Genomic DNA, 21,971 nt, shown 5'->3' with positions numbered 1-21,971 from the left:
ATATTTTGCTATTTTATCTATTTTAGTTATCGATTTGATAATATTTCATGTGATTCAAAAACTTCTTACTTTGATACAAGTGAACTTTATACTTTAACTTAAATCAAATTCAAAATGCTTTGATCAATTTTAGCAGTAAGTCTTTCGTTTACGTTTACTTTTTTAGCATAAAATTTCCAGTTTTGAATGGTGGCGTTGATTTCCTGAATAAGTAGTACTGCTTTTTTAATATTCATGGATTTAGCTACTATTAATAAATCTTGTTTTGTGATGTTGTCTCGTTTTCCATTAACAGAAAGCGCGTGTTTACTTACCCAAATACTATCGGGCCTGTAAGCATGACAAATATCATACGCAGGACTTAATTCCCATTTTTTTCCTTGTTTTAATCGGAAAGCAAAATTTTTGGTATGGTCATCACAATTTCTGGCGATTACATTAAAAACCATACGCTTAAACATTTGTTCCGCTTGCGGATAGGGAAGCCGTAGCAAACGCATGGTTTGGAATAACTGCTCGTAACTATAAGCACCAACTTCATTAAAATTATAATGCTGCATAGCGCAAAGTGTTTGTATGTGATGTTTTGTACTTCCATTTTCGCGATCAAAGCGTTTGGTCATAAAATGAGCTCGATCATTTTCTTCTAACAATAAAGATGGCATCATTTCAATACCACAATCTACAGCCATTAAATAGTATGCCATTTCAACCCTGCCATATCCTTTAGTAGTGCCAAATTGGGCATCATCTACACCATCTAGTTTTATTAAATAATGTTCAAAACCGTCAGGAGCATTTGTTTGTCCTGATTTTACTACCCCAGTTTTTTCATTATAAGCAATAATAGCTTTAGCCCTGGCACCACCTGCTGAGGTACCAATAGTTAAAATATCCTGCATGGCTTTTAGTTCATTTTGCTTGATATTTGTGGTGAATTTTTCACGTTTATTCAGCATATCGGCGGCTACATTAATCAAACCATCCATTTCAAGATCAAAGGCATTTTGAGTTTTATTTGTAGCAGGTTCAAATTCAATGGCGCCCATACCTCTTGATCCTATAAAGCAGAGTTTTTCAATAGGGTTCATGCTATTTTCGGGCCTACCTTGTTGTGCCAGCCAGCTATTTAATAATCGATTTCCATAGCGATCTGGAAGGATGTCTGCCAGCAATCCAGGCAGTCCGTTAAATGTACTATCTAACGCCTCATTTTTGGCATTTAATTCAGGGAAATTGTAAATGGTACCCGCTTGCAAAGGCATTTTTAAAGGAGAAAGATCGTATCCTTTTAATACAAAATCAGGGGTATATTCAAAACTTGCCAATTGGGTAGTTTCGTTCCAAAGGACTGCTCCAGCTGTTATTCCCCATATTTTAACTATTGCGCTTTCAATCATTACCAATCACTTTGGGTTGCTGAATTGTTTGTAGAGGAGCCTCGTGCTCTTTTGCGTTCTTTCTTTTTTAGTTTTACTGCTTCAAGAGGGCTGAGCTGTTCCTGAAATGTAAAAGTATTGAATACATGCAACGCATCTAACGCACGCAAAATTTGAATAAGAGAGTTTAGATTTATAGCCTCGCCATTTTCAATTTGACTAATAGTCCATCGATTAATACCTGCATTGGTAGCAATTTCTGCTTGGGTCTTATTTTTTGCTATTCTACTTTTTTTTATAAAAATACCTAGCTCCATAATAATGGCATCATCAGTCATTGCAACCCAATTTTTATTGGTTTTTACCATCATAAAGTGAATTAATTGATAATAAAGTTAGTTAATACCATTATATAATGCAAATTTACTTTAATAATAATTAAATGTTTGAAAAAGCCATCTTTAAATAAATAACTAAAGTATAATGTTGGTAAAAACTATCATATTTGGATAGTTGATGAAATTCAAGAAAACATCAAAGGGAAGTTTAAGATTTGATGCTTAAAATATAGTCGCCTTTTAAAAAATAAAAATGAGTTTGAAAGGCAGCTGTATGAATTGATAAGAGGAGCTAATAATTGGTATCAAAAGCATTAATTTAAAAAATGTTTTAACTAAATTTAAGATCAAATCCTTAAAATTATAATTTTTAGAAAGCATTTTTAGTAAGGAATATTAAATAATAAGACTTAAATTATTATCTTTTAAAGTTCTGATACTATAATACCGTTTTCTAATATTAAATTACCCATTTAAAATGATGCCTTTTCGTTTGAAACTCTAAAATAAGAACAATACCGTGGCTAAGGCTATGCATATGTTTTCTTTATCATCCGAACGAAAAATTCTGGATTTTTATTTTGAATAATTTAAAATCGGAGTAAGTATAAAAACAGAATTATCTAAAACCAATTTATTGAAACGTCACAGAATATTATTTTTTATTGTTATTGCACAGTTTATGTGCACTTCGGTTTGGTTTGCAGTAAACGCTATAATGCCAGAGTTAGTATTGGCTTATGAAATACCTGAGAATAGTGTAGGTGTTTTTACTTCAATTATTCAATTTGGATTTATAATTGGAACGTTAATATTTGCAGTGTGGAGTATCTCTGATCGATTTTTAGCTACCAAAGTTTTTATGTACTGCGCATTAATTTCTGCGTTAAGCAATGCTGGATTATTGATACCCGTGAACAATTTTACATCAATTGCTTTGCTTAGATTTATAACAGGGGTGTGTTTGGCAGGAATTTATCCTGTAGGAATAAAATTGGCGGCTGATCATTTTAAAAATGGTTTAGGTAGGGCGCTGGGTCTTTTGGTAGGAACTTTAGTATTGGGAACTGCAATTCCACATTTTTTTAACTTTATTGCATTAAAAAATAGCCTGTATACGGTAGTGGGGTTAACCTCAGGATTGTCAATTATAGGAGCTTTACTAATTGGTTTTTTTGTTCCGAATGGAGCGTACAATAAGACTGGAGCTCAATTTCAACCTAAGGTAATTTTTGAAATGTTTAAATCAGTTGGATTTAAAAAAGCGTCATTTGGATATTTTGGACATATGTGGGAGCTGTATACTTTTTGGGCTTTTGTTCCCTTTTTTTTGGGGTTATATAACCGAATAAATAGTAGTGACTTAAACGTTAGTTTATGGTCATTTATAATTATTGGAATTGGATTTATATCATGTGTTTGGGGCGGTATTTTAACAGCTAAATACTCCAGTCAATTAATTGCAAAAGTAAGTTTAATTGGTTCATTAACTTGTTGTTTGCTATTTCCGTTATTTATAATAGCCCCATCGGTATTGTTTTTGCCATTTATGCTTGTTTGGGGAATGTTTGTCATTAGTGATTCGCCACAATTATCAACATTAGTGGCTCAATCGGCACCGTTAACTTACAAAGGAACTGCTATAACATTGGTAAACTGTATTGGGTTTTCAATAACAATTATTAGTATTCAAGTGTTAAGCTATTTGCAAACTCATTATTCAAGTCGATTAGTTTATTGGGTGTTAGCAATAGGGCCAATTTTAGGCTTGTTATATTTGAATTTGAAAAGTACTATTAAAAATACAGAATACTAGTGCTGTAATTAAAATACCAAATAAAAAATCACATTAAATAAATTATCAATATTAAAAACGGTTTAACTGCTTTTTTGTTTAGAAAAAAGTTAACTAAGCACCTTAGTTAATACAAAATTTATTAAATGTGCTTTTGTAACCATACTTTCAAGTCATAAAAGTTTTGCGGTGCTACACCATGTCCTACAGGATATTCTTTTAAGGTAATATTGAACCCTAATTTATTTAAAAATTCAGGTGTTTTTTGTGCCCATTCTATAGGAATGACTTGATCTACAGTTCCGTGTGAAATGAATATGTTTAGGTTAGAAAAATCAGCAGTTTCATAACCTGCAATCAACATATCAGGATCAATATAACCACTTAATCCAATAACGTTTTTGGCTAATGTTGGATAGCTTAATGCAGTAGCTAAACTAAGGATACAACCTTGTGAAAAACCTAAAAGTGTGATGTTGGCGGCATCTAAATTATAAGCTTCAATAGCTTCTTTTATAAATGCTGCAATTTTGTCTCTTGATGCTATGGCTTCATCAGTATCATTAAATTTCCCGTTTGAACCATCCCAATGAATAGTATACCAAGCATTGCCATAAGGCTGCATAGGTTGCGGTGCGCGGACAGAAATAATAAATAGTTCCTCAGGTAATTCTGCTGAAAAGCTAAATAAATCATTTTCATCACTTCCGTAGCCGTGGAACATGAATAAAGCAGCAGGTTTATCTTTTGTGCTATTAGCAGCTTTTGTTATGTGGTGTAGGGATAATTCTTTGGTCATAATTATTTAATAAAACTGAAAAGTTTTTGAAAAAGACCACCAACTATTGGCAGCGGGGTAGTTTGATTTTTTAAGGCTGTGGCAAATCCAAATATCCAAATTATAAAAAAGAATACAAGAAACCCTATTCCAGCAGCTGTTGAAGGGAATAAGCCCAGTAATGCACCAGTGGCATAAAAAAGCGTTTGTATGCTTAAGGATTGTCTGATATGAAAATTAGCGAATTCATGCTTCTCTTCTATATTAACAAAAAATGCAATGATGAGTCCAATAAAAGTAAAATAGGCTGCAATTGCACTAAACTTTGCATTTTCAGTAGGCGTTTTTTTATTCATTATTATATCTAGTCATTTAAAACTAATTGATTATTGGCATAAATACCATAAACTTTACCTTTCAATTTTTGGTTTAAAAAGGCTGAATTTTTGGATGTTGAATGGATATGCTTTTTTTCAAAGATGAATGATCCGTCAGGAGTAAAAAGACTTAAGTTGGCAGGAATTCCTTCGGCAATGGCAGTACTAATACTACAAAAGCGATTTCTGGCTGCTGTAAGCTTGTCAACAATCACTTCTAGCGGAAGCTTAGTTAGCAATGCAGAAAAAGCACTTTCAAGTCCAGTTGTACCATAGGCTGCGTTATCAAATTCTACCTGTTTATTTTCAATATCCATAGGGCAATGATCCGAGGTAATCATGTCAATTATTCCATCATTTAAACCGCTAATTAAAGCATCGCAATCTTTTTTTGTGCGCAAGGGAGGAGCTAGCTTAAAATTTGTATCAAAATCTTCCAACGCATTATCGTCAAAAAACAGATGGTGTACAGCAGCACTACAGCTTACATCGAGCCCCTTACTTTTAGCATCTTTAATTAATTCAACTGATTTTGCAGTGGAAATGGTTGGGATATGTAATTTACCTCCTGCATATTCTAAAATATAAAGATCGCGAGCTATTTGCAGTTCTTCCGCTAAATTTGGAATCCCCTTTAAACCTAATTTAGTGCTATTTTTATTTTCATTAACAACCCCTTTTCCTGCAACATCATTATTTTGTGGATAAGACTGCACCAAGCCTCCAAATCCCTGAGTATATTGTAACGCCAATTTTAATAAATTGGGATTTTTGATTGGCTGCTTATAATTACCAAAACTACAGGCGTGATGTGAATGCATATCAAAAAGTTCCGCTAAATCAATCCCTTTACCATGAAGTGTCAAACTCCCAATAGGGTAAATTTTAGTGGCAAAGCCAAGGCTTTTGTTTTTTACGTATGAAATTGCTGCTGCATTATCGGCAATTGGACTAGTGTTTGGTTGTAAAGCCAAGGCTGTAAATCCGCTTTTAGCTGCAGTATTTAGTCCGTTGCTTATAGTTTCACGTTCTTCGAAACCAGGTTCTCCAAAGCTAACACTACTATCAAACCAACCTTGGGATACGTGCAAATTTTGTAACTGAATTAGCTCAATATTTTCATCTGGTAACTCTAAGTTGCTTTTAATAGCTTTTATCTGTCCATTTATAATTAAAATATCAACTTTTTGGTTGTGAAATGTCGATTTAGGATCAATTATAATGGCAGATTTTAAAAGTATATTCATTTTAGAAATTTTAAAAGCAACAGTTCAATTGCTAAAAAAGCTAGTGCAAAAATAAGAAACCATTTCCATAATTCTTTAATTTTAAAACTGGCTTTTGCATTAGAAAAGTAAGTGGTTACTGAGGTGTTTGGCTTATTGTTTTTAAAGGTAGATAGGTCATCATAAACCAAATTACTTTCATTTGTTGGGTAATTGTAGCTTATATAGCTGATAATACTATCATTACTGGTTACTACGTAATTTCCGGCTTTATGAGGTAGATTTGTTGTTGAAATTTTGACATAATTCTTGTATAGCTGTTGCAACGGAATAAATTGTTCCAAATCATTCTTTATATGAAGAACTTTATCCTGATTTTGATCGGTAATATTGATATTAATATCATTGGGCTGATTTATACTATAGCTTATTTGTGAAGTCGGTGTGTTTTGCTTGGCAATATTAAAAAAGCAGGGAACTATCAATGGCGACTTCTTAAAATTAGTCGTTTGTTCGTTTAAAGGAGCTGAAAAAATATAAACATTATTTTTTTGCGCTAAAAAAATAGTATTGTCTTCAAGTCCTAATACTTTTTGAGCATTTTTGATTTGATAGTTTTCCTTAACCGTAGGATATTGAAAATTTTTTATTTGTTTTGAAAATACGTTTTTAAAAATAGGGTGTTCAAATGAAATTTGCGTTACTTTTTTTTCGGCGCTGTTGCGGTTCCTAAATTCTATATTATAAGACGATTTCAAAAAATTTTCAAGTTTATTATCATCGCCCTTAGCAGGAATCACAACCAATATACCTCCTTGATTGGTAAATGAAATTAAATTTTGTTTTAAAGCACTTGAAAGTTCATTTACTTCATTAATAATTATACAATTACTTGTGCTAATATCGGCATAGTTTAAATTGGCTAATGAGGTTCCTTTGAAAATAAACTCTTTACTCGTATAAATTTTTTGTAAAAATCTATTGTTATTGGGGCTACCTATTGCTAAAATGGCAGTTTTTGGAGGCGTATTAACACTAAAATAACGCGTATTATCATAAGTTAACCCAGGACTTACAGTTTGTACATAACCGTTAATATTAGTGTTTTTAGGTAACGGAATTTCTATTTTTTGAGTGTTAGTTTCAGAAAAATTAAGTTCAGCTTTACCAATTAAATTAGTTCCATTAAATACCGAAAGTGGCAAATTTTGTTTGAATTGATTGCTTGAGGCTAATATTTCGAGTATCAATTCATTGTTTTTGTTTTTTAGGTGCAAACTATCAATAACTACATTTTGAAACTGCTGCGGTGTAAGTTTGATGACATCAACTGCAAATTTATCTAAGTCTGAATAACTGGCATTTGTTAATTTTTGAAAATCAGAAATTGCAATGAAAGCCTGGTTTTTATTCCCTTTAGAAAGTTGTTTAAATTTTAGCGACAGTTGATCGGGAGATAATTGTTCCGCTACATAATCAATATCCATTAATTCATTTTGCGCTTCGGAAATGCGGATATTTTTGAAGACTTCATTATTTGTAAATAATGTAATAATCTGATTTTCGTTAATTTGTTCGATCAATTCCTGAATGGCCCTTTTAAGTAGTGGTCCGTTTTCGCCTTTTGCTTGCATGCTAAAGGAATTGTCCAAATAAATGATGTATTTTTCTGGTTGTTGTTTTTTTGAACTCGAGGGGAAATAAGGTTCTGCGAAAGCAAATATCAATCCAGTTAACAACAGTAAACGACTACCAAGAACAAGCCACTTTTTTAATTGCGAGCTTTTACGGGTTTGCAAACGTATTTTTTCAAGAAAAGCAACATTTGTAAATGCTGTTTTTTTAAATTTCCGAAGTTTGAATAAATGGATTAGTATAGGAATGAGTAATGCCAACAAGGCATAAAGGACTTTAGGGTGTTTAAATAGCATTCCAGATGTTTTGCTATCAAATATATCATTTTATAGTTAATGCAGTAGCTTTTTAGTTATTGAAATTGCGCAAAATAATTTAAAAAATGCACTTTTTTTTGTTGCTAGCTGTTCAAATTAGTCTTATTTAATTCATTTATTGTTAATTACTTAAATGCATTAAAGCTAAAATCAAAGTTAATGACGCAGCATTCTTTTGTTTATTAAAAGCAATTCACTTATCATTTTCAAATTACTTAAAATAGAAAGGCTATTAAAACTGTATTTCAATTTAGTATGGTGCGTAACGTTAATTTTACTATTCAATAGGTTTGCCTATTTTGTTAAGAAAGAAATCCTAATTTTTATTTGAGCAATTAAACATCAGACTATTATAATTTATTGTTGCTTTTGATATGTTTAAAACTAAAATATTTGTATTTCAACATAAAAAGCTACTTTTGACAAATATTACGTTTTGATGCTATTTAAAAGTCACTTTTTATTTATAATAACATATGTAACTGCTTTTGCAATAAAAGCGCAAGTTAACAACTTTCCTGTTTTTGATACCGCAAGTGAAATTGAAAAAACAGAAATGAATCCTAAATTATTTTCTTTATTACTAAATGTAAAGATTTCGCAGAATAAAGAAAATGCTAAATTTTATAAAAGTTTTATTGCAAGTTTGACTCATTTTGAAGTGTATTCTGATGAAAATAAATCAGGAAACGCTGCTTTAGTTACTAAAGTACAACAGTTTTTAGCAAATGCATCTTTTACCAAATTGAACGAAAACGGCTACGAGCGTTTAGCGCCAAATCAAAAAGAATTTGTACTTATTAAAAATGAACCTTCGGGGAAGTCTAAAGTATATGCATTTACTACTAAGCTAAATTTTACTGATGTACAACAAATTAATCTTTTATTGAATCAGCATTTTTAGCGGCTTTACTTAAATCTTTTAAAAGATATCCAATTAAGTATATATAGTAAAAAAGCAGTACAGTCCATAAGACTTGCACTGCTTTAAAATCCATTAACCCGCTATAAGCAAGTACTATAAAACCAATACAAATAATTGGTGTTAGCAAAAATACTAAGCGGTTATTGTATGGCTTTGTTTTCATTAAATACCTGTATAGTTACTAGGAGTAATTTGCTTAAGTTCATTTTTGATGGTATCCGAAACATCTAAAGTATCAATAAAATTAGCAATCGTATTTGCGTTTATTTTTTCATTAGTACGTGTTAATCCTTTTAATGCTTCATATGGATTTGGATAAGCTTCTCTACGCAAAATAGTTTGTATAGCCTCAGCTGCTACAGCCCAATTATTTTCTAAATCTTGCGCTAGTTTATCTTCATTTAATAGTAATTTATTTAGTCCCTTTAAGCTTGACTGAAAAGCAATTAATGTATGTCCTAATGGTACGCCAACATTGCGTAAAACAGTACTGTCAGTTAGGTCTCTTTGCAATCTACTTACTGGTAATTTGGCTGACAGATGCTCAAATAGTGCATTTGCTATCCCGATATTACCCTCACTATTTTCAAAATCAATTGGGTTTACTTTGTGTGGCATGGCTGAAGATCCAACCTCACCTTTTTTAATTTTTTGTTTAAAATAGTCCATTGATACATACGTCCAAATATCTCGATCTAAGTCTAAAATGACTGTGTTTATTCTTTTTAAGGCATCAAATAAAGCAGCCATATGATCGTAATGTTCAATTTGTGTGGTAGGGAAGGAGTGGTGTAAGCCTAAAGTTTCTTCAACAAATTTAGTTCCAAAAGCTTTCCAATCAATATCAGGATAAGCAACGTGGTGAGCATTAAAGTTCCCAGTTGCTCCTCCGAATTTTGCAGCATTTGGAATATTTTTTAACTGATCAAATTGTTGTTGTAAACGCATTACAAAAACATCTAATTCTTTACCTAAACGTGTAGGCGATGCCGGTTGTCCGTGAGTACGTGCTAACAACGGGATGGTGCTCCAATCCGATGCTAAAGCATCAATTTTTGATACTAAAGCATCAAAAGATGGATTGTAAACCTCCGCCATTGCTTCTTTAATACTTAAAGGTATAGCTGTATTATTTACATCTTGCGATGTCAATCCAAAATGGATAAATTCTTTATAAGCTTGTAATCCAAGGTTATCAAACGCCTCTTTAATAAAATACTCAACTGCTTTTACATCATGATTTGTAACGCTTTCAATTTCTTTGATCTTAATAGCATCTTGACTTGAAAACTCGGAATACAATTTTCTCAATTTGGGAAAAACCGTGGCATCAATTGTTTGTAATTGTGGTAAAGGAATTTCGCATAAAGCTATAAAGTATTCGATTTCTACTCGTACACGGTATTTTATTAATGCTTCTTCACTAAAAAATGCACTTAAGGCTTGAGTTTTTCCTGCATATCTACCATCAATTGGTGATATTGCTTGCAGCGCTGCAATTTGAGACATAAGATATTTTTGAATTTGCTGCAAATATACGCAAACTGTTTTGGGTATATGAAGGCATTTTTTTGAGATTTTAGGTATAATTAGAAAAATGAGAAAGATTCTTGAAATTAAATAAAGAAGACTTATAAAAAATTGATAATTTAAATACCAAATTGAACAATTCTTATAAAAAATACCAAATTATATGATTTTATAAGATCATAAAACAGTATTTTAGGAGAATTATTTAAAATTCACCTCATGTCATTAGGAATTCTTTTAGCTTTTATTTCAGCATTATTATTAGGCTTATATGCATTACCTTCAAAGTATACTCAAGGCTTTGCCTGGGAAAATACATGGGGAGGTTTTTTCTTTTTAGCCAATTTTGTTATACCAATAATTTTGACATTTACAATGGTAGATCATTTGTGGGAAATTTATGCTCAAATTCCGAGCTGGATATTTTTTACCATGTTTGGCTTAAGTTTTTGTTGGGGTATAGGAAATATGCTTTGGGGATACAGTATAAATTCTATTGGAATGGCGTTAGCTTTTAGTCTCTTTTTAGGCGTAATCACATCTATTGATACTATTTTACCTTTAATTTTAGTGCCTGAAGGTCAGGAAACAGTAATTGGAACTCATGTAGGAAATATTATGTTGACGGGTATTGCAATTATCGTATTCGGGATTGCTTTAAATGGATATGCCGGAATTTTACGAGATAAAAGTAAGGGACTTGATGAAAAAAATAGAGATTCAAAAACAATAAGGCAAGGGATTATTTTTTGTGTTATTGGAGCCATTTGTGCGGCAGGTTTTAATTTATCCTACCATACAGGAAACAATTTAGGAAAAATTGGAGAAGTAGCGGAATTACAATTTGGGAACGAACCTTGGATTGCTCGTTTAGCGGTTTTGCTACCCATTTTTATGGGAGGAACACTTTCAACAATGCTATTTTACGGATACCGCCTAACCAAAAATAATACTTGGAAAAATTATACAAAACCAGAGGTAATTACGGCAATTTTATTGGTCATTTTAATGGCAGTTTTCCATGATTCGGCACTAGTTTTATATGGATTAGCGGCTTATCATTTAGGCGAACTTGGAACTTCAGTTGGTTTTGCTATTTTGGAAACTGGGGCAATAATGATTGCAAATATTAATGGAATATTGACAAAAGAATGGAAGGGAGCTTCCAAAAAAAGCATTACCATTTTAGTGATTAGTTTATCAATTTTGTTTTTAGGAGTACTTATTGTAGCTAAAGGGAATTATATCAAAATTGAAAATGATAAGTTGCAAGAAACAACAGTTGAAGATGTATCAACCTCAACAAAAAGATAAAAAATGTTTCTAGTAGTAAAAGCAATTTTTAAATTTGAAACTTACTGATGTTAAGTTTTGAATGGCATTATCTAACTGAATTTTTGTGGTTCAAATACGTTTAATTTATTAGCTTTAACAACTATTTATAAAATAAACGTATGAAGCGCTATTCACTAATACTATTTCTTGTAATTTTATTTTCTAGCCTGTTTCAAAGCTGTAAAAAGAAAGTGGTTATTGAAGAAAAAGTTGATGGATTTGATGAATTTGTAAGTGCTTATCCTAATAAATTGGTGTCAACTTCCGAACCTATTACTTTTTATTTAAATAAGATCATAGAAAAAGAAGGAATTTATGCAAATGCGATTTCAATTTCTCCGAATATAAAAGGGTCAGTTACGTTAAAAGATAATACGATTGCTTTTGTTCCTAATCAAAAATTGGAAAATAATACCGAATATACGGTGACACTTCATTTAGATCAATTATACAATAATGTAAATGAAAAGCTAAAAAAAATGGTGGTACAAGTAAAAACAGTACCGCTGGATTTAAGCATATCGTTAAATTCCCCCTATTTATTATCAAAAGAGTGGTATAGTATTGATGGTGAAATAAAAGCTAGTGATTATATTGAGTATGGCAGCTTAGCAAAAATAGTATCCACATCCTATGATAATTATTCGCCTCAAATCCGTTTTACAAAAAGCGCAAATTTAAGTAAAAAGTTTAGTTTTAAAATTGATAGTATTAAACGTTTTGAAGCTGATAATATTTTAAAAATTAAATGGGATGGAAAAGCAATAAATTCCAAATCAAAAGGGAGTAGAGCGTTTGTAATTACAGGAAAATCAAATTTTAAGCTATTGGATATAAAGGTATTTAATGATGGGAAACAAAGTATCGAACTTAGTTTTTCTGATCCTATTGATACTTCTCAAAATTTAAAAGGACTAGTTCAATTTTTAAATACCACTCAAAGTGATTACACGTATAAGATTAAAAGTAATCTGGTCACTGTTTATCCTAAATCGTATCAAACAGAAAAGCTCGATATAGAAATTTTTAAAGGAATTAAAAATACAAGTGGGTATAATTTGAAAGATAGTATTGTCCGAACGGTCTATTTTAAACAGCTTGAACCTAGTTTAAATTTTATTAAAAGTGGTACACTTCTCCCAAATTCAGAAAATTTGAAAATCAATTTTCAGGCTGTTAATTTGAAAGCAGTTGATGTTTTAATATATGAGATTTACAAAAATAATGTATTACAATTTTTACAATCTAATAATTTAAACAATCAAGGGTCATTGCGTTACGTGGGGAGGCCTGTTTCTAAACACACCATTAACTTAGCCGACAAAGGACTGAATCTTCAAAAATTGAATTCCTTTTCTGTTGATTTAGCAGATTTAATTGCTGTTAAAAATGGAGTAATGTACCGTTTGGAATTAGATTTCAATCAGGATTACGCTACTTACACTTGTAATGGTGAAACATCAAATAAGCCTATACTGTACGGAGAAAAAGACATCGATATTACCCCCTTTAATCGATCAGATTACTATGGTGGTTATGATACTGAATTTAGATGGCGTGATCGCGAAGATCCATGTAAATATTCTTATTATCATAATAAAAGTATTTCAACTAATATTATTGCTACTAATTTAGGCGTTATTGTAAAAAAGGGAAGCAATGAAAACACCTTTGTTTCTGTTACTGATATCCTTACTACAAATCCAGTAAAGGATGCTACAGTAGCCCTCCTAAATTTACAACAACAAGAAATTGTTACAGCAACAACAAATAGTGAGGGTATAGTCCTGTTTGAAGCTATTGAGGGAGCCTTATTTGCGGTTGTATCCAAAGGAAATAGTACTACATACGTAAAACTTAATGATGGAAGCGCTTTGTCCATGAGTAAGTTTGATGTTTCTGGTGCTAAAATTCAAGAAGGAATTAAAGGATACATTTACGGTGAGCGTGGTGTTTGGAGACCAGGCGATCATATTTATGCAACTTTTGTGCTTAATGATAATAGCAATCCATTGCCATTAAATCACCCAATCGCATTTGAATTGATTGATCCAAAAGGAAACATTACAGCACAAAAAATTGTAAATAAAAATTCAATTAATCTGTATGCTTTTGCACCAAAAACAAATCAGGATGCGCTTACAGGAAATTGGTTGCTTAAAGTAAAAGTAGGTACTGCAATTTTTAGAAAGACCATCAAGGTGGAAACTATTAAGCCTAATCGTTTAAAAATTAAAACAAAAACTGCAGCTAATTTAATTAAAGCAGGAACTCCAATTTCAGGAGATGTATCGGTAAAATGGTTGCACGGCGCTATAGCTAAAGGGCTCAATTATGATATTGAAACTAAGTTTACGCAAACAACAACTACCTTTAGCAACTTCAAAAATTATCATTTTGATGATGTTACTCGATCCTATAACACTCAAAATGAAAGTTTAAGCAAGGGTAGTTTGAATGAAGCTGGTCAAGTTTATTTTTCTAAAAAACCTATTCTTAGCAAAAATGCGCCAGGAATGCTAAAGGCTAGTTTCATTACTAAAGTATACGAAAACGGAGGAGATTTCAGTACTGATGTGTTTTCCACAAAATTATCTCCCTATACATCTTACGCAGGAATACAAGTTGCAGAGGAAAAACAATCTAGAAACTATTTGTTTACTGATAAGGAATACAAGTTTGATGTAGCAGCTGTAAGTGAAGATGGTAAAGGGATTCAAAGCAATTTGGATATTAAAGTTTACAAGTTGAATTGGAGTTGGTGGTGGAGATCCTCAAGCAATGGATTATCACATTACGATGGTACTAAAGAAAATGTACATTATACCGCTAAAAAGGTAACTACAAACAATAATGGAAAAGGATCGTTCATTTTAAAAGTAAGTAAAAATGACTGGGGTAGATATCTTATTAAAGTAAGAGACAAGCGTAGTAACCATGTTACTTCAAAAATTATTTATTTTGATTGGCCTTCGTGGTATGGAAACAAAAAGAACAATCAGGATAAAACCAATGCAACCATGTTAGTCTTTTCCAGCGATAAGGCTACTTATGAAACTAATGAAAATGCAATTATAAAATTCCCTTCTTCTAGCGGAGGAAGGGCATTAGTTACAATTGAAAATGGTACCACAGTACTAGATCATTTTTGGGTGGAAACTAAAGATAAACAAACCGAATTTACGTTTCCAATACTTAAAAATTATACCCCAAACATTTTTATTAATGTTTCTTTATTACAACCGCACGCGCAAACTAAAAATGATTTGCCTATTCGAATGTATGGCGCCATACCTATTGAGGTATATAATAAAAAAACCAAATTAACACCTCAGATCCAATTGCCCAATGAGTTCCGACCCGAAACAAACGTTACCCTTAAAGTGAGCGAAAAAGAGGGAAAACAAATGTATTACACAATTGCAATGGTGGATGAAGGCTTACTCGATTTGACACGTTTTAAAACACCAAATCCATGGTTTACGTTTTATAAAAAACAGTCCTTAGGGGTAAAAACCTGGGATATTTTTGATGATGTCATAGGCGCTTATGGGGGTGAGGTACATCAAATTTTGAGTATTGGTGGGGATGAAGCTGAAGCAGGAAGTAAAAATAAAAAAGCAAATCGTTTTAAACCTGTAGTACGTTATTTAGGCCCCTTTAAATTGGAATCGAATGAAACCAAAACACACCAAATTGCTATTCCAAATTATGTAGGTTCGGTTAAAACTATGGTGGTAGCAGCTGATCCTGTAACAGAAGCTTATGGGAGTGTCGATAAAACTTCATTTGTTAGAAAACCGGTTATGGTGTTGGCTTCGCTACCACGTAAAATTACACCAAAAGAAAAAGTAGTGTTGCCAGTTACCGTGTTTGCTATGAAACCTCATATTAAACAAGTAAAGGTTCGCGTAACTACGGACGATAAAAATATGAATCTGGAAGGTAATGCCGAACAATTAATTCAGTTTGATACTCCTGGTGAAAAAATGGCCTACTTTACGTTAAACGTTAATGAAGTTAAAGGTATTGGTAAAGTAAAAGTAACGGCTACTTCGGGTAAGGAAAGTGCGAGTTATGAGGTTGAAATTGATGTTTATAATCCTAATCCGATAACTACCGAAACAACAGATTATGTGTTGCAACCTAACGAACAAAAACAAATAACATTTAAATCATTTGGTGCACCAGGTACTAATCAAGCCCAAATTGAATTTTCAACTGTTCCTCCAATGAATTTTACCAAACGTTTGGGATATTTAGTCAGGTATCCGCACGGTTGTGTTGAACAAACAACTTCAAGTGGTTTTCCGCAATTATATTTAGCTGATTTGTTTGATTTATCTCAAGAACAACAGCACGATGTGGAACGTAATATTAAGGCGACCATTGCTTTATTAAAACAATTTCAGTTATCCAATGGAGGATTAACTTACTGGCCAGGGAGTAGCTATAAAGCTAGTGTATGGGGGACTTCTTATGCAGGTCATTTTATGTTGGAAGCTGAAAAAAAAGGCTTTGCTTTACCTTTAGGTTTTAAATCAAATTGGCTCTCTTTTCAGAAACAAAAGGCAAAAAAGTGGCGTAAAAGGACAGACGAAACTTATTACGATAATAGTCTTTCTCAAGCTTATCGTTTGTATACCTTAAGTTTGGCAAATAGTCCGGACTTAGGTGCTATGAACAGGTTAAGAGAAACTTCGGGATTATCAAATGTTGCCAAAAAACGATTGGCTGCTGCTTATGCCCTAATAGGGAAAACAACCATTGCAGCACAAATAGTACGAAATCTTGATAATGATGAAAGTGACAAAAATTGGTATAACTATAGCTATGGTTCTGCAACTAGAAACAACGCAATGTCCTTAGAAACTTATGTGCTACTACAGGATCAGTTAAATGGAGTAAAACTAGCTAAAAAAATTGCAGCTAAACTAAACAGTAATGCATGGATGAGTACACAAACTACTGCATATAGTTTGTTAGCCATGGCAAAATTTGCGCTAAAAAATGGATCAAAAACAGGAATAATTACCAGTTACAACACAAATAACGCAAAAGCAGTTAACATTAATAGTTCAAAATCTTTATTTGTCGCAGATTTAGTAGGATTGAAAGATTCAAATGAATTAACGGTAAAAAACAACTCGTCAGGAGTGCTGTTTGCAAGTATTATTAATAAAGGTATTTTACCTGTGGGAAAGGAAAAAATTGTACAGAATAATTTACAAGCAGGGGTGTCTTACGTGACAAAAGATGGGACAATAATTTCACCAAATTCGATAAAACAAGGTACAAATTTTATTGCCGAAATTAGAATTAAAAATACCCGAGGGGCTACTATAGACAATGTAGCGTTAACCCATTTTTTACCATCGGGGTGGGAAATTATAAATACAAGATTTACTGATTTTGGTTCAAATACTGAATCTAGCGAAGTCGATTTTATCGATATCAAGGATGCTAATATCAATTATTATTTTTCATTAAAAAAGTTAGAGTCAAAAACATTTAAAATTCAGTTAAATGCATCCTATTTAGGTGATTATTATTTACCGGGTATTCAGGCAGAAGCTATGTACGATAATGATTTTATGGTAAGAACAAAAGGGGAGTGGATCAAAGTAGTTCAATAATAAAGAAACAAAAAACGTGCTTATTGCAAAAAATAAGACCACTATTTACAAAAAAGTACCTTCTTTTTATTAGTGTTGTTTTTTTTATTCTTTATTATTTTTCGCTGCCAAAGCAGTTGTTTAAAACACCTATATCAACTGTAGTTGAAGCTATTGACGGTCAATTAATTGGAGCTGTAATTGCAGACGATGGACAATGGCGATTTCCAGAATTAGATACTGTACCTAATAAATTTAAACAGTGCATTGTAGTGTTTGAAGATGCCTATTTTTACAAACATTTTGGTTTTAATCCTGTTTCAATTGTTAAAGCTATAAGGCAGAATCGAAAGGCAAAAAAAAATGTACGCGGCGGAAGTACGATTACTCAGCAAGTTATTCGATTAGCGCGTAAATTGAAAAAGCGAACGTATAGTGAAAAAATAGTAGAACTTATATTGGCTACCCGCTTGGAGTTCAAATATTCTAAAGACAAAATATTGAGCTTGTATGCTTCTCACGCACCTTTTGGAGGAAATGTTGTGGGTTTGGAAATGGCAGCCTGGCGTTATTTTGGGTTGGCACCAAATCAGCTTTCTTGGGCTGAAACAGCCACACTAGCAGTATTACCCAACGCACCTGCTTTAATTTATCCGGGTAAAAATCAAGGTAAGCTTAAGGCAAAAAGAGATCGACTATTACAAAAATTATATAAAAAATCGGTCATTGATAGTATTACATACGTTTTAGCATTAGAAGAGGTATTGCCTCAAAAACCGCATCAATTGCCAGTGTTGGCGCCACATTTTACTCAGGAGTTGATAAAAAAACATAAAGGAAAACGTATACATAGTTCGCTTGATTTTCACCTACAGGAAAAAGTAAATTCGATTGCTGAGCGTCATTATAATCGTTTAAAGCAAAATGAAGTTCATAATTTGAGTGTTTTAGTATTGGATGTGCAAGCTAAAAAAGTACTTTCTTATGTTGGTAATGCCCCAACGGATGTAAAGCATCAAAAGCATGTGGACAATGTAATGTCTCCAAGGAGTACTGGTAGTACATTAAAGCCATTTTTGTATGCCCATATGTTGCAGTCAGGAACATTATTACCAACCCAATTGGTAAAAGATATTCCCACCTATATTGCTGGTTACGTTCCTGAAAATTTTAGTTTGTCTTATGATGGAGCAGTACCTGCAAATGATGCGCTTACCAGATCGTTAAATATTCCTGCAGTACGTATGTTGCAGGAATATGGCTTGGAAAAATTCAGACAAAATTTAAGCGATTATAAGGTGAAACATATCGACAAATTGGCAAGCCATTATGGATTGTCATTAATATTAGGCGGCGGAGAGATTACCCTTTGGGATCTTTGTCGTTTGATGTTGGGGTATGCAGGCACGGTCAATCATTTTGATCAATTTGGTAAGCATTATATGTCAAAGGAATTTGAAGCACCTTCATATTTTCAGGATAAGAAATTAGATTTAGGTGTACCAAAAAAGCAATCAGAAATTATTGATGTGGCTGCTGCTTTTTTAACCTTGGATGCACTTACTAATGTAAACCGTCCGCAAATTGATCAGGCATGGCGTTATTATGATTCTTCGCAAAAAATAGCTTGGAAAACAGGTACGAGTTTTGGAAATAAGGATGCTTGGGCAGTGGGTACTACCCCTAAATACGTGGTAGGAGTTTGGGTAGGTAATTCCGATGGCGAAGGACGCCCCAACATTACAGGACTAAACAGTGCAGCACCTTTGATGTTTGACGTTTTTGATGCTTTACCTACATCTGACTGGTTTGTGGAGCCTAGTATGGGCTTGCGAGAAGAGGCTGTTTGTAGCACTAGTGGTCATTTGGCGCTACCGATTTGTCCATCGATAATAATGAAAATTCCTGAAAATGGACTTCGGAATACGCCTTGTCCTTATCATGAAGAGGTTTGGCTTGACAAGGGTAGGCAATTCAGGGTAAATTCAAATTGTGAATCAATTTCAGAAATGAAAAAAGAAATATGGTTTGTATTACCTCCCTTAGTAGCACATTACTATCAGCAAAAAAACTCCGAATACCGAAAATTGCCAGATTTTAAAGCTGGATGTTTAAATTCAATACACAATACAATTGAATTTTTATATCCAATCAAATTCGAAACTAAAATATCATTAACTAAGGGAACCAATGGTATCCAAAATCCTCTGGTGATAAAAGCAACGCACGCAAATCCTGAAGCTAATTTGTATTGGTACTTAGATAATGAGTACTTAAAATCAACTTCAGGAATTCATGAAATTTCTATTGCTCCAAACATCGGTAAACACGTCCTTACTGCAATTGATGATTTTGGAAATGAAGGCAAAAGAATAGTGGTTATTTACTAACTTTTAATAAATTAAAATCTCATTAGCTACCCATGCCCTCAGCAATAATCTGTTCTTTATGTAAACCTAATTCCTGTAAACTTTTAATAACCGCATCCATCATCGTCGGAGGACCACATAAATAGAAATCCTGAGTAAAATCTTCGATAGCATTTTTTAAAAATGTTTTATCAATCAATCCATAATAGTACTTATCTGTTTTTTCTTCCGATAAAATATGATTGACATTGTTACCAAACCACTCAGATAGTTGTTTTTCATAAATTATATCAGCAGTAGTTTTATTGGCGTAAATTAATTTGTTCCCATTGAGTAATCCTTGTTTAGCTAAATTTTTATAAATACATAAAAAAGGAGTAATTCCTGAACCAGCTGCAATAAACAATCCTTGATTTCTATAATGAATATACCCGTAAGGATCGTCCATTCCTAAAGTATCGCCAACCCTTAATTCCTTTAATTTATCGGTAGTACCGTTGTGCGAAGGATAAACTTTTATAACAAATTCCAAATGATGCTGCATGGGTAAGGAAGTAATAGTAAATGCACCTTTCTCGGTACTTGCTGAAGTATTTTCAATAAATAAATGCACCGCTTGCCCAGGTGTAAAACTTAGTCCATTGGGTTTAGTACATTTTAATTGTAATACATTATGATTTATGAATTGAATATTTTCAATAACTATAGTATGCTTTGCCATGATTTACTTTTTTAGTAAAATTATTTTATAACTATTTAGTATTCGGACTTAATTGACAAAAGGAATATCTCAAATAATAATATCGTTTCTGACATTACATTTCCTTCAAAAGTAATTTTTACTCTTAATACTTTAGTATAAAGTATCATTTCATCTAGGGTTGCACTTATATTTTTTTCTTGTTCTATTAAAAATGTCCCAATTGATTTAAGCTATTTAAAATCAAAATTCGCATCAGAGGTAATGTGATTGGAGAATTTACTGAGAAAAATTCAAATGCTGTACATGAAGTAACCTCAAAAATTATTACTTCAGGTAAAAAACTAACCGCTACTTCTTATTTTGGTGCTGCATATCAATTATAAAATTTTCTAATTTCTATTTTGAGTATTTAATGTTAGCACTAATACAATACTAAAATTTTAAGTTAATGAAATTTTTATTGGTCTCAGGTTTAGTTAAAACTATGCATTTTTAAAGTATTTCGCTTTTAGCTTCTAAAGATATTATAAGAGCTATTGGCAATTAATAATTAGCTGTTGGCTTTAAAATACTAATAGCCAAAAGCTAATAGCTAATTGCTAATTGCAGAAAACGGATGTTTAAAAGTAATGACTTTTAATCGTAACCGAAACTATGGTACTTTTAGTCCATAAAGGTTAATTCATGCTAAAATTGTATTCCAACCGATATTTTGTTTACTAAATCCGAAGTATTTTAATTTCATTCTTTTTTTATTGATTAAAAGCTATTTACAACAGTTCACTTTTTAAAATTTTTACAGGTATTAAGTGATTTCTTTTTACCTAATAATTTGATTATTAAATAATAAATCGTGACATTGCATAGTAAATTTGATATTTTTTAGATTTATTAGTGATATAATACTAATTTATGTGTCATTTTATTAGTAAAAACACATTTATTATATAATTTTTAATAAAAATGGTTAAAGTAGATAATTGCAATGAATTTTCGCAAGTTAGAGCACTTAGTACAGGCAGTGAAAAAGCATTTCAAAACATTTTTAACAGGTATTACACTCCAATTTATACATATACTAAAAATATTATAAAATCAGATGAATTTGCAGAGGGTATTGTACAGGAAGTTTTTATTAAAGTATGGGAAAATAGGCAATCCTTAAATCCTGAATTATCTTTTAAATCTTATATATATACTATAGCAAGAAACCTTTCATTTAACTTTTTGCAAAAGGCAGCAACAAACAAAAAATTGAGAGAAGAAATTTTTTACTTATCCAAAAAAGCTCATGATACAACTAATGACATGGTTTTTGAAAAAGAATTGCTAGAAATTAAAACTAAAGTAATTTCACAATTACCACCCAAACGTAGGCTTATTTTTGAAATGTCCAGAAACCAAGGTAAAAGTTACAAGGATATTAGTCAGGAACTAAATATTTCCATAAGCACAGTTAAAAATCAAATGAGTAAAGCTCTTGGAACCTTAAAACATTTAGTACAGCTACACGGTGGTATTTCATTAATAGTTACCATATGTATGATGAATTTAGCAGTCATTGTAATACACTGAAAAATTCTTATAAGTTTGATGGTTAAGAATACTTTTTACCCTAAATTATTAATAGTTTTTATAATTTTTGATGT

Annotated in this window: 15 protein-coding genes; 6 read left to right on the top strand and 9 right to left on the bottom strand. The window is 32.0% G+C overall.

Annotated elements, in window-relative coordinates:
* Nucleotides 1–98: 98 nt before the first annotated feature.
* Together GMC_RS0104415 and GMC_RS0104410 are read right to left on the bottom strand one after the other, a co-directional pair.
* A complete protein-coding gene (locus GMC_RS0104415) occupies nt 99–1,400 on the bottom strand; it encodes a type II toxin-antitoxin system HipA family toxin (RefSeq protein WP_010521001.1) in 1,302 nt (433 codons plus the stop codon).
* Nucleotides 1,400–1,750 carry a helix-turn-helix domain-containing protein gene (locus GMC_RS0104410; protein ID WP_010521000.1) on the bottom strand — a complete coding sequence of 117 codons (351 nt, stop codon included), beginning with the start codon at nt 1,748–1,750 and terminating at the stop codon, nt 1,400–1,402. Before GMC_RS0104410 ends, GMC_RS0104415 begins: the two co-directional genes overlap by 1 nt.
* A 604-nt stretch (nt 1,751–2,354) precedes the next feature.
* Between GMC_RS0104410 and GMC_RS0104405 the strand changes: the two genes are divergently transcribed.
* A complete protein-coding gene (locus GMC_RS0104405) occupies nt 2,355–3,533 on the top strand; it encodes an MFS transporter (RefSeq protein ID WP_010520999.1) in 1,179 nt (392 codons plus the stop codon).
* Between the two features lie 121 nt (nt 3,534–3,654).
* Here the strand turns inward: GMC_RS0104405 and GMC_RS0104400 are convergent, their stop codons facing one another.
* From GMC_RS0104400 to GMC_RS0104385, 4 genes are read right to left on the bottom strand one after another with little or no spacing between them, the layout of a single operon-like run.
* Nucleotides 3,655–4,311: an alpha/beta hydrolase gene (locus tag GMC_RS0104400; RefSeq protein WP_010520998.1), complete on the bottom strand. Its 657-nt coding sequence runs from the start codon at nt 4,309–4,311 to the stop codon at nt 3,655–3,657.
* A 2-nt stretch (nt 4,312–4,313) separates the two neighbouring features.
* The gene (locus GMC_RS0104395; protein WP_010520997.1) at nt 4,314–4,646 is read right to left on the bottom strand and encodes a hypothetical protein; all 333 of its coding nucleotides are present in this window, start codon (nt 4,644–4,646) and stop codon (nt 4,314–4,316) included.
* An 8-nt stretch (nt 4,647–4,654) separates the two neighbouring features.
* Nucleotides 4,655–5,914: a dihydroorotase gene (locus tag GMC_RS0104390; protein WP_010520996.1), complete on the bottom strand. Its 1,260-nt coding sequence runs from the start codon at nt 5,912–5,914 to the stop codon at nt 4,655–4,657.
* The gene (locus tag GMC_RS0104385) at nt 5,911–7,824 is read right to left on the bottom strand and encodes a BatA domain-containing protein (RefSeq protein ID WP_010520995.1); all 1,914 of its coding nucleotides are present in this window, start codon (nt 7,822–7,824) and stop codon (nt 5,911–5,913) included. The genes GMC_RS0104390 and GMC_RS0104385 overlap by 4 nt, the downstream gene beginning before the upstream one ends.
* A 460-nt stretch (nt 7,825–8,284) precedes the next feature.
* Here GMC_RS0104385 and GMC_RS0104380 point away from each other — a divergent pair, with 460 nt between their 5' ends.
* Nucleotides 8,285–8,749, top strand: coding sequence for a hypothetical protein (locus GMC_RS0104380; RefSeq protein ID WP_010520994.1), 465 nt, complete (start codon nt 8,285–8,287; stop codon nt 8,747–8,749).
* Here GMC_RS0104380 and GMC_RS0104375 read toward each other — a convergent pair.
* Together GMC_RS0104375 and purB are read right to left on the bottom strand one after the other, a co-directional pair.
* Nucleotides 8,721–8,933, bottom strand: coding sequence for a hypothetical protein (locus GMC_RS0104375; protein WP_010520993.1), 213 nt, complete (start codon nt 8,931–8,933; stop codon nt 8,721–8,723). The two genes, GMC_RS0104380 and GMC_RS0104375, sit on opposite strands and share 29 nt — an antisense overlap.
* The gene (gene purB, locus GMC_RS0104370; RefSeq protein ID WP_010520992.1) at nt 8,933–10,279 is read right to left on the bottom strand and encodes an adenylosuccinate lyase; all 1,347 of its coding nucleotides are present in this window, start codon (nt 10,277–10,279) and stop codon (nt 8,933–8,935) included. Before purB ends, GMC_RS0104375 begins: the two co-directional genes overlap by 1 nt.
* A gap of 240 nt (nt 10,280–10,519) precedes the next feature.
* Here purB and GMC_RS0104365 point away from each other — a divergent pair, with 240 nt between their 5' ends.
* The 3 genes from GMC_RS0104365 to pbpC all read left to right on the top strand — a co-directional run bounded on the left by GMC_RS0104365 (nt 10,520) and on the right by pbpC (nt 19,640).
* Nucleotides 10,520–11,614, top strand: a complete 1,095-nt coding sequence (locus tag GMC_RS0104365; RefSeq protein ID WP_010520991.1) for an L-rhamnose/proton symporter RhaT — start codon at nt 10,520–10,522, stop codon at nt 11,612–11,614.
* A gap of 140 nt (nt 11,615–11,754) precedes the next feature.
* A complete protein-coding gene (locus tag GMC_RS0104360) occupies nt 11,755–17,271 on the top strand; it encodes an Ig-like domain-containing alpha-2-macroglobulin family protein (protein ID WP_029489598.1) in 5,517 nt (1,838 codons plus the stop codon).
* 23 nt (nt 17,272–17,294) lie between these two features.
* Nucleotides 17,295–19,640: a penicillin-binding protein 1C gene (gene pbpC / locus GMC_RS0104355; protein ID WP_238527921.1), complete on the top strand. Its 2,346-nt coding sequence runs from the start codon at nt 17,295–17,297 to the stop codon at nt 19,638–19,640.
* Between the two features lie 22 nt (nt 19,641–19,662).
* Here pbpC and GMC_RS0104350 read toward each other — a convergent pair whose 3' ends face one another.
* Entirely contained in the window at nt 19,663–20,340 is a 678-nt protein-coding gene (locus GMC_RS0104350) for an FAD-binding oxidoreductase (protein ID WP_010520988.1), read from the bottom strand.
* Between the two features lie 945 nt (nt 20,341–21,285).
* Here GMC_RS0104350 and GMC_RS0104340 point away from each other — a divergent pair.
* Nucleotides 21,286–21,897: an RNA polymerase sigma-70 factor gene (locus GMC_RS0104340; protein WP_010520986.1), complete on the top strand. Its 612-nt coding sequence runs from the start codon at nt 21,286–21,288 to the stop codon at nt 21,895–21,897.
* Nucleotides 21,898–21,971 lie beyond the last annotated feature (74 nt).

This window comes from Aquimarina agarivorans (assembly GCF_000218485.1).
GTDB classification, from domain to species: Bacteria; Bacteroidota; Bacteroidia; order Flavobacteriales; family Flavobacteriaceae; genus Aquimarina; species Aquimarina agarivorans.
This window is presented reverse-complemented; position numbering and strand designations above follow the sequence as displayed.